The sequence below is a fragment of the Nonomuraea sp. NPDC049784 genome, from assembly GCF_040659615.1.
In the GTDB taxonomy this organism is placed as follows: Bacteria; Actinomycetota; Actinomycetes; order Streptosporangiales; family Streptosporangiaceae; genus Nonomuraea.
Map to the genome: position 1 here is coordinate 1 of NZ_JBFAMX010000271.1, position 13,435 is coordinate 13,435.

17 protein-coding genes are annotated in these 13,435 nt (G+C 68.3%); 10 read left to right on the top strand and 7 right to left on the bottom strand.

The features are described from left to right. Both AB0J09_RS37625 and AB0J09_RS37630 read right to left on the bottom strand, forming a co-directional pair. Nucleotides 1-1,424: GAF domain-containing protein (locus AB0J09_RS37625; RefSeq protein ID WP_360701730.1), on the bottom strand; the 1,424-nt coding region annotated here is incomplete at its 3' end. A 23-nt stretch (nucleotides 1,425-1,447) separates the two neighbouring features. Then, nucleotides 1,448-2,116, bottom strand: a complete 669-nt coding sequence (locus AB0J09_RS37630) for a hypothetical protein (protein ID WP_360701733.1) — start codon at nucleotides 2,114-2,116, stop codon at nucleotides 1,448-1,450. Nucleotides 2,117-2,499: 383 nt separating this feature from the next. Here AB0J09_RS37630 and AB0J09_RS37635 point away from each other — a divergent pair, with 383 nt between their 5' ends. From AB0J09_RS37635 to AB0J09_RS37680, 10 genes are all read left to right on the top strand, one after another. Further along, entirely contained in the window at nucleotides 2,500-2,862 is a 363-nt protein-coding gene (locus tag AB0J09_RS37635; RefSeq protein WP_360701736.1) for a hypothetical protein, read from the top strand. Nucleotides 2,863-3,078: 216 nt separating this feature from the next. Continuing rightward, nucleotides 3,079-3,258 (top strand): hypothetical protein, encoded by a 180-nt coding sequence (locus AB0J09_RS37640; RefSeq protein WP_360701739.1) that lies wholly within the window; start codon nucleotides 3,079-3,081, stop codon nucleotides 3,256-3,258. A 71-nt stretch (nucleotides 3,259-3,329) separates the two neighbouring features. Then, complete coding sequence (locus AB0J09_RS37645; RefSeq protein WP_360701742.1) at nucleotides 3,330-3,845, top strand: hypothetical protein; 516 nt, start codon at nucleotides 3,330-3,332, stop codon at nucleotides 3,843-3,845. Between the two features lie 51 nt (nucleotides 3,846-3,896). Next, a complete protein-coding gene (locus AB0J09_RS37650; RefSeq protein WP_360701745.1) occupies nucleotides 3,897-4,631 on the top strand; it encodes a CAP domain-containing protein in 735 nt (244 codons plus the stop codon). 49 nt (nucleotides 4,632-4,680) lie between these two features. Then, on the top strand, nucleotides 4,681-5,343 hold the full coding sequence (locus AB0J09_RS37655; RefSeq protein WP_360701747.1) for a hypothetical protein: 663 nt from the start codon (nucleotides 4,681-4,683) through the stop codon (nucleotides 5,341-5,343). Nucleotides 5,344-5,729: 386 nt separating this feature from the next. Continuing rightward, nucleotides 5,730-6,209, top strand: a complete 480-nt coding sequence (locus AB0J09_RS37660; protein ID WP_360701749.1) for a hypothetical protein — start codon at nucleotides 5,730-5,732, stop codon at nucleotides 6,207-6,209. A 237-nt stretch (nucleotides 6,210-6,446) separates the two neighbouring features. Further along, entirely contained in the window at nucleotides 6,447-7,058 is a 612-nt protein-coding gene (locus AB0J09_RS37665) for a hypothetical protein (protein WP_360701752.1), read from the top strand. Between the two features lie 96 nt (nucleotides 7,059-7,154). Continuing rightward, nucleotides 7,155-7,847, top strand: a complete 693-nt coding sequence (locus tag AB0J09_RS37670) for a hypothetical protein (RefSeq protein WP_360701755.1) — start codon at nucleotides 7,155-7,157, stop codon at nucleotides 7,845-7,847. An 88-nt stretch (nucleotides 7,848-7,935) separates the two neighbouring features. Then, the gene (locus AB0J09_RS37675) at nucleotides 7,936-8,625 is read left to right on the top strand and encodes a hypothetical protein (RefSeq protein WP_360701758.1); all 690 of its coding nucleotides are present in this window, start codon (nucleotides 7,936-7,938) and stop codon (nucleotides 8,623-8,625) included. Nucleotides 8,626-8,660: 35 nt separating this feature from the next. Beyond that, nucleotides 8,661-9,368 (top strand): phytanoyl-CoA dioxygenase family protein, encoded by a 708-nt coding sequence (locus AB0J09_RS37680; RefSeq protein ID WP_360701761.1) that lies wholly within the window; start codon nucleotides 8,661-8,663, stop codon nucleotides 9,366-9,368. Nucleotides 9,369-9,490: 122 nt separating this feature from the next. Here AB0J09_RS37680 and AB0J09_RS37685 read toward each other — a convergent pair whose 3' ends face one another. The 5 genes from AB0J09_RS37685 to AB0J09_RS37705 form a co-directional block, all read right to left on the bottom strand. Further along, a complete protein-coding gene (locus AB0J09_RS37685; protein ID WP_360701763.1) occupies nucleotides 9,491-10,405 on the bottom strand; it encodes a recombinase family protein in 915 nt (304 codons plus the stop codon). Between the two features lie 389 nt (nucleotides 10,406-10,794). Next, nucleotides 10,795-10,968 carry a hypothetical protein gene (locus tag AB0J09_RS37690; RefSeq protein ID WP_360701765.1) on the bottom strand — a complete coding sequence of 58 codons (174 nt, stop codon included), beginning with the start codon at nucleotides 10,966-10,968 and terminating at the stop codon, nucleotides 10,795-10,797. Nucleotides 10,969-11,214: 246 nt separating this feature from the next. Further along, nucleotides 11,215-12,249 (bottom strand): hypothetical protein, encoded by a 1,035-nt coding sequence (locus AB0J09_RS37695; RefSeq protein ID WP_360701767.1) that lies wholly within the window; start codon nucleotides 12,247-12,249, stop codon nucleotides 11,215-11,217. A gap of 233 nt (nucleotides 12,250-12,482) precedes the next feature. Further along, on the bottom strand, nucleotides 12,483-12,803 hold the full coding sequence (locus tag AB0J09_RS37700; protein WP_360701769.1) for a helix-turn-helix transcriptional regulator: 321 nt from the start codon (nucleotides 12,801-12,803) through the stop codon (nucleotides 12,483-12,485). Next, on the bottom strand, nucleotides 12,800-13,435 hold a 636-nt coding region (locus tag AB0J09_RS37705), incomplete at its 5' end, for a site-specific integrase (RefSeq protein ID WP_360701771.1). The genes AB0J09_RS37705 and AB0J09_RS37700, both read right to left, overlap by 4 nt.

Genomic DNA, 13,435 nt, shown 5'->3' on the forward strand with positions numbered 1-13,435 from the left:
TCCAGCGCGGACACCAGCCGTTCGCGTGAGCGCAGCAGATCGGCGGTGAGCGACACGGCGTGGCCGGCGGCGGCGATCTGGCCGGCCAGGCCTGACAGTAGTCGCCGCTCCGCAGGCGTGAAGGCTCCGCCGGGATCGCGCCCGGCCACGGCCAGCGTGCCGACCGTTTCACCCGCGAACAGCAGCGGGAACTCTTCCGGCGGATCGACGGACGGAGCGCCCGCGCGTGCCCTGATAGCTTGGCCGAGTCGGACTTCCACGTACGGGACGCGCAGCGCGGCCTGCACCGTGCGGGCGACACTGGGCAGCACCTCCTCGGGCAGAGCGGCGGCCTCGAGGCGTCGGCTGAGCCGGACGAGCGCGCCGGCCGGGTCGTCCCGGTAGCCGTAGACGATCCGGTTGACGGCACGTTGCAGGATGTCGCGCAGCGGAAGCGCCACCAGCGTCGCGGCGACGACGGCCAGTGCCTGGCTGACGGCCTCGGACGTCAGCACCCGCACGACGGCCGCGACGCCCAGATACACCGTGAACACCAGCACGGTGAGCAGGCCGTAGGCCATCGTCGCGCTGAGCACCCGGCGGCCGTAGACCACCCCGTACCGCCGGATCGCAACCCACGCCGTGCCGGCGAGCGCCAGCATGCCCGCCACCTCGGCGGGCATGGCACCTATCGAGGTTCCCCCCAAGGCAGTGAGCGCGATGCATCCCCACCAGGACGCCGCCAGCAGCCAGGCGCCGGGCTGCACCAGGTTCAGCACGGCCAGCCGGCGCGGATCCGTGGTACGGGCCCTCCGGCGGTGCACCGACCAGGCCGCGGCCGTGGACAGCGGCGCCATGAGCACGATCGCAGCTGACAGCTCGGCCGCCGCCGCCCCCCACTCTCCCGCCAGCCCGGTCGGATTGTCCTGTTCGGGGAAGTCCATCAAGGTCGGCGACAGCAGCAGGCCGAGGAAGAGCGCGGCGGCCTGCGCACAGCACAACCACAAGAAGGGACGCCACCGCGGCGACGGCGGCCGCCCGTCGGGGTACAGCAACAGCCCGAGCGTCGGTACGACTCCCAGCGCCGGCACCCAGGGCCATCCGTCCAGCCATCCCGCCCATGCCGCGACGGGGATGTCCGCTCCGGCGGTGTAGGCAGCCTCGGCCAGGAGATAGCCGGTGCAGGCGAGCGGGAAGCTGACGCCGCTGGCCACGAGGATCCAGCCGACCGGGTGGCGCGGTTGCGACCGCGCCATGGCCGCCCCCATGACCGGCACCGACACGTACATGACCGCGACCACCGGCAAGACGATCGACCAGGCCGTCACCGGGTAGACGATCGCCGTCGCGACGCAGGCCAGCGTGAGCACGACCGCCGTCCCGCAGGCGGCGGTCGTGGCGGCGTCGACGGGTTTGGCATCCACGGTGCCGCGATTATCGCTCATCTTCCGCGTCATCCCTAGGGTGCTCAAGCTGCGATCTTTTTCGGCTCGGCCGCCGCGACCCGGCCGAGCCGCACGAGAGCGGCCGCGCAGGCCGCGAAGCCCGCCGCCCGCAACGCATACCCCGCGACGCTCACCGGTACGACGCCTGTCGCGTTGCCGATGATCTCCAGCACCGGCGAGGCGGCCACGGCCGCGCCCGCCCAGACCGGCACCGTGCCCGCCCGCATCAGGGCCGCGCCCAGCAGCACGAACCCGGCCAGCCCGCCGAGCACCGAGAGCACCAGCATGAGCACGACCACCCCGTCCGACTCGTACGCCGACAGCAGCGCGACCGCCCCGGCCCTGTCGGACGCCTGCGCGGCAAGATAGACCAGCACGTCCATGCCCAACAGGTAGCCGGCGCCCAGCGCGGTCGCGAACGCCGCCACCACACCGGAGGCGGCCAACCGCGAGGTACGGGCCCCAGCCACATACCCGACGTACAAGACGGCCGGGATCAGCAGCAAGATCGGCACATCCAGCCAGATGGCCAGCCGCATGGCCGGCTCGTGCCCCACGGCCGCTTCCACCTGCGCACCCGCGTCCCCGGCCGACAGACGCATCGGCGTGAGCGCGAACTGCAGCAGCTGCGCCACGGAACTGGCCAGCAGTACGGCCACGCCGACCGCCACCCGGGCCCTCGACGACACCATGGTCTTCCTCCCATCTCCAAACCGGCGGCCGCGTCCGCGACCGCGGTCTCCACCGTCGGGCCCCGCGGGGTCCCGGCGACAGAGGCGACCGTCCCGGCTCGCCGGGATCCGCCTGCGGAGGTGGCTCAGGCGCGTGTGCTGTGACGAGTTGCGTCCGAAAGCCTTCACAGGCGTCGGCCAGCCGTGGCTCGAATCCCGTCCGGTCGGGACGGTCGCCTCTGTCGCCGGGACTGCACCGGAGCCGATGGTGGAGCAACGAGGCCGGTAAACCCTGCTGGCCGTCCAGCCGTACGCCCTCTCCCGACTGGGAGCCACGCCACCGCACGCTGATGGCCATACCGACCGGCCGAACCATCGACCACGTCCATCACAAGGAGAAGATCATGAAACACCTGACCCTGGGCATGGCGGCACTCGCGGCCACCGTCTCCGTTACGGCCACCCCAGCCTTAGCCGACACCGGCACGGCCTACGGGCCCGACACCTGCGTGACGGGCTACGTCTGGCGCAAGGCCCAACCCTCCGACCACGTGTGCGTCACCCCCGAGGTCCGCCACCAGGTCAGCCGGGACAACCGGGTGAAGGTCTCCCGCTGGGTCCCCGGCCCGTTCGGCCCGCACACCTGCATCCAGGGATACGTGTGGCGCGAGGCGTTCCCCGGCGACGACGTCTGCGTCACCCCCGCCATCCGCGCGCAGGCGCGCGCCGACAACGCCGCCGCCGCCCGCCCGGATCATGCTGGTTGAACAGGTCCAAGAGGGCCTGGACGGGGAATGGTGTTCTGGCTGGGATACCGCAGGTACTGGGCCGGGACGATGGTGTAGCGGTTTTGCGCCGAACTTCGCGTCGCACTTCGATGTAGCCGACATCCTCTGTCCGCGTACTTCTGTGAGTGCTCCATATGGCGGCTCCGCTTGCGCTTCACCGCGCCGTGCTGGAGCAAAGCGCCGCCGCTGCCGCCAGTGCCGGCCCAGCTGAGCGCAAGGCGCACCGGGTGTACGCCGCTCGCTTCGGTCCGGCAGTCCTCCCAGAGCTACAGGTGGAGCTGCCAGGACAGCGTCAGGCTCAGCGTCTCGGGCCTGGTCGACTCGGTGCTCAAGGCCGTCGGCACGGCCGCCAAGGTCGTCTCCATCGTCGCCTGAGCCCTCGCCACACCTCCCCTCTGCTCCACCACGCGCATTTTCTGACAGCCCTTCACACCGGGAGAAAGCAGATGAACACCGTCTCACGCGCGGTGGTCGGGATCACCGCGGCGGCGCTCCTCGCGGCGGCCGCCCTGCCCGCCACCGCCCATGCCGCTACGCAATCCTCGCAAACGAGTCAGGCCACCGCCGAGCCGCAGTCCTGGGGCCCGTTCTACTCGCCCGGCGCCCGTCGGGCCAGGGCGGCCGGTATGGTCACCGCTACCGGCGAGGACCACGAGGTGATCCCCTCCGCCGCCACACTGACGGTCTCCGGCACTGTCACAGACCTGACCCGATCCGTATCTACCTGCGGATGGGCGGTGTTCGGCATCGCCACCCTCACCCCGGACGGCAACAACGTGACCTGGCAGCGCCATCACGTCCGCACCTGCACCTACCGCACTCCGAAGAGGTTCTCCTTCTCCTACCACCGGGTCTTCAAGGTCGAGATGAAGGTGTGCGCCGAGGGCCCAGGGCGCGAGCCGTCGATCCAGTGCACGGCCGGAAACCCCGCCTGGACCAACATCTACGTCTCGCCCCACTAGCCGCCCTCGCACCTGCTCCGACCGACCACCACAGCGAGGAAGGAACGTTCCATGAGAAAGATCCACAGTGTCGCGGCCGTCGCGGCGGGTGCTCTCTTGCTGGGCCTGAGCGCCACCGTGTCGTCAGCCCAGTCGGCGACCGCCGCAGCCGCACCGCTGAAAGGCGCCGCCGCCTGCGCGGACATCGACCTCGTCTATCAGCCCCAATCCGCCTTCCCCGACACCAGCCGGGGACGCTACGACTTCCGCAGGCAGCAGACCACCATCGAGATCGCTGCTTTGTGTCTCATCAACGCCGAACGAACTGCGCCGGGCGTCAACCTGCGACCGTTGCAGAGATACGTCGGCCTCGGCACGTCAGGCCCTCCCAACCTCGGCGGGGTGGCGGCCAGGCACGCCGCCGATGCCGTCCGCCTGCGCTGGTGGGGGAAAGTGCAGCCAGGCAAGAACTGCCGTCCGATGAAGAGCGATCCGAGCACCTGCGACCCGCACATTAATCCGCAGACCGGCTCGACCCCGCTCAGCCGGGCCCAGGCAGCCGGCTACGGTCGCCGCTGCGCCTCCTGGTCCATCGGAGAAAACGCCTACGTGGGCTGGGGACGCTACCAGGTAACCCCCCGGGCGGCGGTCACCTGGTGGATGAACAGCAAGCCACACCGAGACAACATTCTCAATCCCGCCTTCACGGAGATGTACACCAAAGCGGTCTGGGGAAGCGCGGATCCGGCCGCCGGGTCCATCACCCCCGCCGTGACCTACGTGCAGATGTTCGGACGCTGTGGCTGACGCCCTGCTCCTCATGCCCATTCCGATCGAGTTTCAGTCAGGGAGACCCATGAAACGCATGATCAACGGACTGGCCGCCACGCTCGCCTTCGGCCTTGCCCCGGCCCTCGTCGCCGCTCCTGCTGCCGCCGCACCCGGCCCCGACACCTGCCGTCAGGGCTTCGTCTGGCGCACGGCCCGCCCGTCGGACCTGGTGTGTGTCGAGCCCACCGTCCGTGACCGAGTTCACCGAGACAACATGCTCACCAGAGGTCGGTGGACGGACGGCGTGTATGGCCCGCACACCTGCCTCGTCCCCTACGTATGGCGCGAGGCCTTTGTCGGCGACGACGTCTGCGTCCAGGTCGGCCAGCGTACCCAGGCCAGGCAGGACAACCTGCAGGCCGATGACCGCAGGGTGCTGGCCCGGCTGCAGGTCACCGCCACCACCTATGCAGGTGTCAGGTATGCGCAGCTCAACGGCGATCACTTCAACCTCGGCAAGGTCGAGCTCTTCGTTCGCAACTCGACCACGCGCAAATTGATCTATCGGGCCACAGTCACCGCCTCCCGGCACAACGGCCTCGCGGGAGGCAGCTTCGGCGTGATGACTACCGTGACGAACTGCACCGGCAAGCCGGGGGTCAACGCCTACGCCACCGCATACGACACGCTGTCCGGCCGCTGGTCAACCCCGGCCCCGTTCCGCTACTGCGCCCGATTCGACTACTGACCACGAAGCGGGGCTCTCATACCCACCGCACCGGCCGCGCAGCGTCGAGAGGTACACATGACCAACGCCTCAGACACGTGGGCCCCCTTCTACACGTCCGGCGCGAAGCTCGCCAAGGTGCTGGACTCGGCCAGCCATCGGGGGTGGACCACGAGGTCATTCCGTCAGCCGACACGCTGAGGGTGTTCCAGCAAGATCTACGGCCTCACCCGCAGCCGGTCTTCGACATCGCCGTGGTCTTTGGCATCAAGGTCTGTCCGTTGACAGCTCCGAGGCCAACGCGTCCGAATCCTCGATCCGATGCACCGCCGGCAATCCCACCTGGAAGCCCTTGTACCAGGCGGCCCGGCACTAACCCATCTTCCATTCGGGCACAGGAGAGACCCATGAACCGCTCAATCCGTCAGCTCGCTCTGGCCGCCGCCTGCGCGGTTCTCGCAGTAGGCGGCCTCGCCGCCGCCACCCCCGCAGCCTCCGCCTCAACATCCGACTACCCGACCGCCAACTGGGGCCCGTACTACTCCCCGTACGCAGGTGGCGGTCGCGCCAAGACCTCCGGCCGGGTCTGGCCGGACCCCGACAACGGCAGCTTCCACTTCCAGGCTCGCGTCTACGACCAGAACCCCTCGACTCGGATGTGCGGCTACATCCAGGTCAAGTACGTCAACACCGAGGGAATCCAGCCCACGCCCAGCTCGGCCAAGAAGTGCGGCACCAACAGCTACGGCCGGGTCGACTTCAGCGATTGGGAGGAGGACGTCCCTGAAACGTACTTGATCCAGGTCTGCCAGTGGGACAGCAAGCTCGGCGTCAAAAGGTACTGCGGCACTTGGAAGTACGCCTTCCGCTTCCCGGCACAGGGTTAGCCCCTGCCCCTCGCAAGGCGGGAGCCGTCCCGGCCCGCCAGGACGGCCGCGCCCGGCATCGGATCGCAACCGCATGGGCGTGTTCGTCCAGGGCTGCGACCGCGGCGCGTTCTTCTCCGACTGCGAGAGCATCCCCACCTCCCTGAGCATGGCCAACTGGCCTAATGACCGCCCCTCGTTCGCTGATCCGCTGAATCTCTCATCCCTGATCTTCGGTACTTGGAAGGACCTCGAACCATGTTCAAAACCCGTGCCCTGCTGTCCGTGGCCGCCACCATCACCGCCATGTTCGCCATCCTGACCCCGGCCGCGCACGCCACGGCCTCCGCCTGCGACCCGGCCCTGGTCGCGCCCGCCGGCAGCTTGATCGGCAAGCTGTGGCGGTCCAACGGCGGACCCGCCAGCGTGTACGGCTGCCCTGTCACCAAGGAGTTCGGCTACCCCGACAAGCGCGGCTCCTGGCAGCAATTCAGGAACGGCAGGATCGTCTGGTCGCCGAACCTCGGCAACGGCGCCCTGCTTCGCGTCTATCGCGCCGCCAACAAGAACATCGTCTTCCGCTGGTCCGGCCTCGGCCGCGACTGGGACTTCTTCAACGTCCGCGAGGTCTTCGAACCCGGCTTGGGCAACCCGACCCGCCAGGTCAAAGTCGCCCGGATCGACCCGTGGAGCGGCCTTCACTGGTGGAACGCCTACAACTACGCCCAGGCGGTCGGCGACTACACCGACGACTCCGTCAGCCATGGCACCGACACCGACATCATCCGGTTCTCCGTCCAGGGCTGCGACCGCGGCACGTTCTCCTCCGACTGCGGCCCGTGGAGCATCTCCATCGACATGATCACGTGACGGTGACCGTATCCAACACTGAGCGGGAGGAGATTCCGCTCGGGCTCTGAAGGCCGCCGGCCTTCGGATGTCGTACGAAAGGATGTTGTGGCGGCCGTGCGACCCTCCAAGATCGGAATCGTATTAAAGATCATCGCTGCCCTCTTCGGCGGAGCGGAGCTCAAGACCGCGTTCGACGAAGGCCCGCTGCCCGCCCCCGCGCGCCGGCGCAGGCGGCTGCCGGCATTCATCGTGATCTTCGCCGTCCTGATCGTCGCCGTCTTCACCGTGCCCTGGCTGGGCAACGCGCTGTTCTATCCGTGGGCCGTATCGCTGACCGGTCAGCCGACCGTTCCCGGCTACTGGCAGGGTGAGGTGCCGTACGGGCGAGGCGACCTGCGCCGGGTGGTCGTGCGCCTGACCTTCATGGCTCCGGGCAAGGGGTGCAATGGCAAATGCTCGGATATTAGAGGCAGCGCCAAGGTGTGCAAAGGCGCACAGCCCGTGAGCTACGAGGTCCGGGGCAAGGCGATCGACCACAGCGGCGCTCACTTGTCGCTGTCCTTCACCACCGGCTCCACAGCTCCCGGCGCCCACCTGAGCAGCCTTGACGCCGAGTGGGCGGGCGGCGACCGGATCGGCATCACCACCACGCTGACGGTCACTGAAGCGGACGGCTCCTGGCACAGCGACCATCAGCCCACCAAGCCAGTCCGGTTCGAGCTGTATCGAGGCACCGAGGCTGACTTCACAGCAGCCTGCTCATCGACCCGCGCCCTGTTGCAACTGGCGCAAAGAACCAACTCCTGAGCATCGAGCGACTCGCATTCCAGCCGCCGTATCACTGATGCGTCAGGCCTGATCATCCAGCGACAGCTTCCGACAAAGGAAGGGCGCCATGAAAAGGATCCACAGCATCTTAGCCGTGGGCGCGACCATGGGCGCACTCACGGCGACCGCCGCCACCGTGCAGGCGGCACCCGTGCAGGCGGCACCCGCAGGAGTCAGCCAGATGGAGAACGCGGGTGCGCGGTCGGCGCCGCCGTTCGTCGCCTACCACGGGCTCACCTTCGCCCAGCAGACCGAGCGGTTCACTAGCCTACGCGCCCAGGGCTACCGGCCCATCACGGTCAGCATCTCCACCGACGGCTCGGGCGGCATCCGTTACGCCGCGATGTGGTCGAGCTCCGGTCGCGCCATGGGCAGTGACCTCCCCTGGGTGATGTACCAGGACATGTCCTCAGAGCGCTACCAGAGGCGCTTTGACCAGTACGCCGCCCAGGGCTACCAGCCCGCCGTGGTCAGCGCCACCGGCTACGGCGCTGGGGCCCGCTTCGCCGCCATCTTCATAAAGAACCCAGGTTTTCGGTTCGTCGCCAAGCACGACATCACCGCCGGCCAGGCAGAAGGCATCATCACTGGCGGGCGCGACGCCGAGCTCATGTCCGCGGCCGTCGTCGGCGGCATGCGATCCGTCCTGGCCATCGTCCTCGACCAGGATCCCCGCCCCGACCGGGCCGCAGTACTGCAAGAGATCTGGGAGTTCAGCACCGCCGCGCTCGGCATGACCCAAGGCGACACGCCATGATCGGCAGGGGCAGGGCGCCGGCCACCGCTGGAGCCATGTCCGCGCTCCACCGTGACGGCTACCTCGTCATGCCCGACCTGCTCACCCCAGATACCTGCAGCCGCATCCGCGCCGAACTCACCCCGCTCCTCGGCCCCGCGGGCCGCGACCCCTACCGGTCGCGCCACATCCGCCGCCTGTACGGGGTGCTGCACAACACCCGGGCCACGGATCCGCTCATCGACCATCCCCGCGTGCTCGCCCTGCTCGACCGGCTGCTGCTGCCGAACTACCTGCTGTCCCAACTGGAGGTCGTCGAGGTCGCCCCCGGCGCGCCCGCCCGTCCCGCGAGCTACGACGACCAGCGTTACCCGCTTGCCCGCCCCCGGCCCGCCCTGTCCATCGCCGCCCTCTGGGCCCTCGACCCGGGCACCACGGTGACGGTGTGGCCGGGCAGCCACCGCTGGCCTTCCCGCCACCCGGCCACGCCGGGCGCGCCTCTTACCCCGCCGCCTGGCTCCTGCACGCTGTTTCTCGGCACCCTCTGGCACGGCCGGCCCCCGCAATCGGCCGCGCCGTCCTTAACCGTCACCGCGCAGTATTGCGAGCCGTGGCTACGTACCCGGGAGGCGTTCACCCTCTCCCCCGGCAGGCAGGTGGCCCGCCAGCTCAGCAACCGGACCCGCCGCATGCTCGGCTACAGCATCCACCCCCCGGACACCGGGCTGGTGGACGGCATGCACCCCTCCCGCCTCTTCTCCTGACACCACACCGTCGATGCAACACACCGCCCGCCGCCGTAGGAACAGCGAAAGCAGCCCTTAGTCCTGGCCACAGCGTCGGTGCTGACCCGCCGGCCATCGGCAGCGCCCGATCCGCAAGCAGGTCAGCCGAGACCGACGGGGTTGGCAGTGTCCGGATTGGATGCGCTGTCGGCCAAGGCGCGGTAGACACTGGCCACCGACGGGCGCCGTCCCTTGTTCTTGCCGGTGGGGATGACCAGCTTGCGGGCGATGTCGGGCACGGCCACGCCGCGCTCGCGCAACGTCCGCGCGTAGGCGATCATGTCGTCATCGAACACCCTCGGCCGCCCGCCGTGCCGACCCCGCTCGCGGGCAGACGCCTGCCCCTCCAGGGATTTCTCGCGGATGTACTCGCGTTCGGACTCCGCCATCCCGGCGAAGAACGCGAACAACGCCGCCCCGTGCCCGGAAGGGTTATAGATGCCCTGCAGCGGGCCGGTCAGCAGTTCGAGCTCGATGTCGTGGCGACGCAGTTCCTCGGCGATGGTCAGCAGTTCAGCGGCACCGCGGCCCAGGCGTTTCATCTCGTGCACGGTGAAGATCACCCGCTGGTGCGGGACAGCCTTCTTGATGGTGCGCGCGTATTCCATCGCCTTGGTGAACTCCGGCCGCACCTTGATACGGGTGCTGATCTTCTCGGAGAAGATCGGGTCACAGCCCGCCTCGCGGAGGGCGTCGAGCTGGCTCTGCAGCTCCTGCTGGGCGGTGCTGCAGCGGGCGTAGCCGACCCGAGTCGGCCTGGCCGCGGCTGCCGGCAGCGCGGCCTCGATTGCGGGACCCGCCTGCCAGGCGCGGCCCGGGGCGCGCTCGGCCGGGGTACGCACCTCTAGTTCGGCCCGGAGCTGGGGCACCAGCATGAAGCGGGGCGTGTGGTACTTGGGAGCGACCTTGCCTCCTCGGGTCCGGCAGGCGCTCCCCGCGGGCGCCTCACACATGGGACAGTCGAACTGTTCGACAGCGGCAGCGGCAGCGGCAGCGGGATCAACGAACTCGGCCATGTCGCAAAACCTATCGCAACGACCATTCTGAGAGATGAGTTTTGCGATAGGTTTTGAGAACGATGGTCGGGGGCAAACCGGACATCAAACGGGCGGCACTGTGCTCTCGCAGAACTGAAGTATTTCTGCGAATCACACACCGTCACAACGACTACCGGACGTTACAACGGCGTCCGCTGCTCATCCCGTCCCGTGGCCAACCCGAGCACGTGGCTACGCCGACGGGGGGAAGTTCCGGTCCAGGATGTCGCCCTACCAGCAATGGACCAGGCGACCATCAGCCTCGGCGCAGGCCGCCAAACCCGGAGGCAGCGAATTGAAGGACCCCCTCATGCGCCGAAGGGCTCAGCCTCCGGTGATGGCCAGCGGCAGCCCAGACACGATCAATATCAACCTGGTGCCTCGACTACGAGCACGAACACGTGGGCGGGTAATCCATCGACGATCTTCCTGCCCGCCCACGCGCCAGCGGCGCTGGCCGGGGCCAGAGCCAAGCCGATGGCGGCGCTGGTGGAGGTCAGCACGGCGGCGGCGCCGAAGATAACAAGCTTGGTCAGATACATCACCACCGCGGCGCCGGCCTCGGTGCCGATTTACGCACCACTCCGCATTCGTTCGCCAGCGCCAAAAAGAAATCTGAGCTGCACTAACGCAATCCCGTGTACCGGGTGACAGCAGTCTTACCGACACGTCCGCCGTGAGTTCAGCCAGACTGAAGGACTTTCATCGCGAACATGCGCGAGTTCGGTTGGTGAGGTCTGAAAACGCGGAGAGTTCGTCAGGTCCCCGGAGACACAGCTCCAAAGGGATCACTGCTGGGGCATCTGGTCGAGTTCGTCTGCGAGCAGGTGTTCGGCGACGGCGGAGTATCTGGCGGCGGTGCTGTGGGAGATCCCGAAGACCAGCGACAGGTGGAGCGGGTCCGCCCTCGCGGCGAGGGCTTCGTGGAGGATGCGGTCCTTGCGTATGCGATCGACCGTGCATCCGGTGTGGTTCATCCGCAGCGTCACGAATGGTTGGCTGATCGGGCCGGTGCCGTGGGCGGTCTTGTCGCTGATGAGGACGTGGGGGTTGTTGGTGTGTGGCCAGGTGGTGCGGCGGTGGCGGAGCCAGCGGCGGAGTGCTCGGTGGCTGAGGTCGCCGAGTCGCTGGCGACGGCCGGCGAGTGTAATTCGCCGGTTGGCCAGGTCGATGTCGTCGAGCGTCAGGTGTCGGATGGCGCCAGTGCGAGCGGCGTTCTCGGCGGCCAGGGCGATGATGACTCGTCCGGCGAGGTCGTCGGCCAGTTGCTCGATGGCCTGAATCTCCTCGTCGGCCATCGGGAGCAGGGCGAAGTCCGCCGGTCGGCCTTTCAACCCGGTCGTCGGGTTGGAGAAGATCAGGCCGCGCTTCTTGGCGAATCCGAACAGCGATCGCATTGCGCTGGTCGCGGTGGCGCGTCGTGAGTCGCTCAGCGGCCCAAGCGCTGCGCCGATGTCGGAGCGGGTGACCTCGCGCAGGTGGTCGTAGCCCGCCGCCCAGTCGTCGAGGAATGGGCGGATGCATCCGAAGTAGACATAGATGCTGGATGCGGACCGGGGGCGTGATCTGGTGTCGCCATCGAGCAGGGTCAGCAGCCACTGCCGGACGGGATTGATGAAGCCGGGCGCGAGATGGCTTGTGACGTGGTCGATCCAGGATCTGATCGCCGGAACGGAGTCGTCTTGGAGCAGGTCCAGATCGGTGAGCACTTCGACGAGCCGAGGCCGTGACACCCAGCGGTGCGGCCGGGCTCGGACCTCGCTGAGCGGGACGCGCTCACCTGCGGGGAGACCAGCCAACACCGTGGCCAGCCCATCCAGCACGCATCTGGTGGTCGAGGGGTTCCAGCCGTGGGCCTGGCCGAGTTCTTGAGCATGATGCGCCGCTGCTCGCAGGATAGGATCTCTCGCCGTCAACGCCGGGTGCCGCCAGCGGGGCGGGACTGGCTGGCCGTCCTTGCGTCGACGCTCTGATGCTCGCGCCGAGCACGCGTTGCTGCAGTAGACCTGGTCTCGGCGTCGTTTCTCCGGCAATGGGGTGCCGCAATGTGCGCAGTTCATCGAGGCGGTAGGGACCGCCCGCCCCCGGTGCGCGGGGTGACCGGCCGATCTTGGCCGACCGCCGCCGTCTGGTCGTCATGGTGACGCGGCTCGGCGACAGCCTCGGGTTCGGGGATCAGCAGTTCATCGACGCCACAGCCCAGCACGGTGCAGATGACGTCGAGTTCGTCGAGCTTGACCACGTTGGGGCTTCCCGACCACAGTCCCGACATCTTGCCGGCGCTGATGACCAGGCCACGTTCGGCGAGCATCCGCTGGAACTCGCTGGCCTTCCAGATCCCGCGATTCGCGGCCGCCAGGCGCAGGTTCCATTTCATTGGGTGAGTCCTTTCCATCGGTCGGCGACGCGGCGCTGTCCGGCGACCCAGGCATCTTCAACGTGAGTGGCATGCACGTGGATGTACCTGGCCGTGGTGCCGGTCCAGGCGTGGCCGAGCAGTTCCTGGATCGCGAACAGGTTCATCCCGGCCAGGTAGAGCTGGGAGGCGCAAAAGTGTCGCAGCACGTGCGGCGTTAGCCGTCCCGACCAGGTCGGCAGATATCGGTCGACGGCGTCGATCAAAGCTCGGCGGAACACATCCGCCGTGGCGCGGGTGCAGGTGCCCTCGGCGTTCTTCCGCTCGGAGGGGAACAACGGCGTGCGGTGGCTGGACAGGTCGAGCTCGAACAGCCCGAGGACGTCTTCGATGAACCAGCGCAGGCTGCGATCGGCGCCGTTGATCAGGGGCACCAGCCGTGGCTTGGGCCCTTTGCGGCGAGATCCCTTTCCGTGGCGGACGTTCAGCTTGCCGAATCGGCCTAGGGCGTGTTTCATAAGCAGGTCAGCCATTCGTTGATGATGGCGATCTGGACAGAGCTTCGTAACGGACTGCGAGCTTGTCGTATCTGGTCGCGACGGCGCGGTGGCGTTTGAGTCGGTTGATGGCGCACTCAACGGCATGCCGCTCGC

Bases quoted from the DNA above. Each gene is read 5' to 3' on its own strand.
- AB0J09_RS37630 (WP_360701733.1), bottom strand. From the start codon at position 2,116: ATGGTGTCGTCGAGGGCCCGGGTGGCGGTCGGCGTGGCCGTACTGCTG.
- AB0J09_RS37635 (WP_360701736.1), top strand. From the start codon at position 2,500: ATGAAACACCTGACCCTGGGCATGGCGGCACTCGCGGCCACCGTCTCC.
- AB0J09_RS37645 (WP_360701742.1), top strand. From the start codon at position 3,330: ATGAACACCGTCTCACGCGCGGTGGTCGGGATCACCGCGGCGGCGCTC.
- AB0J09_RS37650 (WP_360701745.1), top strand. From the start codon at position 3,897: ATGAGAAAGATCCACAGTGTCGCGGCCGTCGCGGCGGGTGCTCTCTTG.
- AB0J09_RS37655 (WP_360701747.1), top strand. From the start codon at position 4,681: ATGAAACGCATGATCAACGGACTGGCCGCCACGCTCGCCTTCGGCCTT.
- AB0J09_RS37660 (WP_360701749.1), top strand. From the start codon at position 5,730: ATGAACCGCTCAATCCGTCAGCTCGCTCTGGCCGCCGCCTGCGCGGTT.
- AB0J09_RS37665 (WP_360701752.1), top strand. From the start codon at position 6,447: ATGTTCAAAACCCGTGCCCTGCTGTCCGTGGCCGCCACCATCACCGCC.
- AB0J09_RS37675 (WP_360701758.1), top strand. From the start codon at position 7,936: ATGAAAAGGATCCACAGCATCTTAGCCGTGGGCGCGACCATGGGCGCA.
- AB0J09_RS37680 (WP_360701761.1), top strand. From the start codon at position 8,661: ATGTCCGCGCTCCACCGTGACGGCTACCTCGTCATGCCCGACCTGCTC.
- AB0J09_RS37685 (WP_360701763.1), bottom strand. From the start codon at position 10,405: ATGGCCGAGTTCGTTGATCCCGCTGCCGCTGCCGCTGCCGCTGTCGAA.
- AB0J09_RS37690 (WP_360701765.1), bottom strand. From the start codon at position 10,968: ATGTATCTGACCAAGCTTGTTATCTTCGGCGCCGCCGCCGTGCTGACC.
- AB0J09_RS37700 (WP_360701769.1), bottom strand. From the start codon at position 12,803: ATGAAATGGAACCTGCGCCTGGCGGCCGCGAATCGCGGGATCTGGAAG.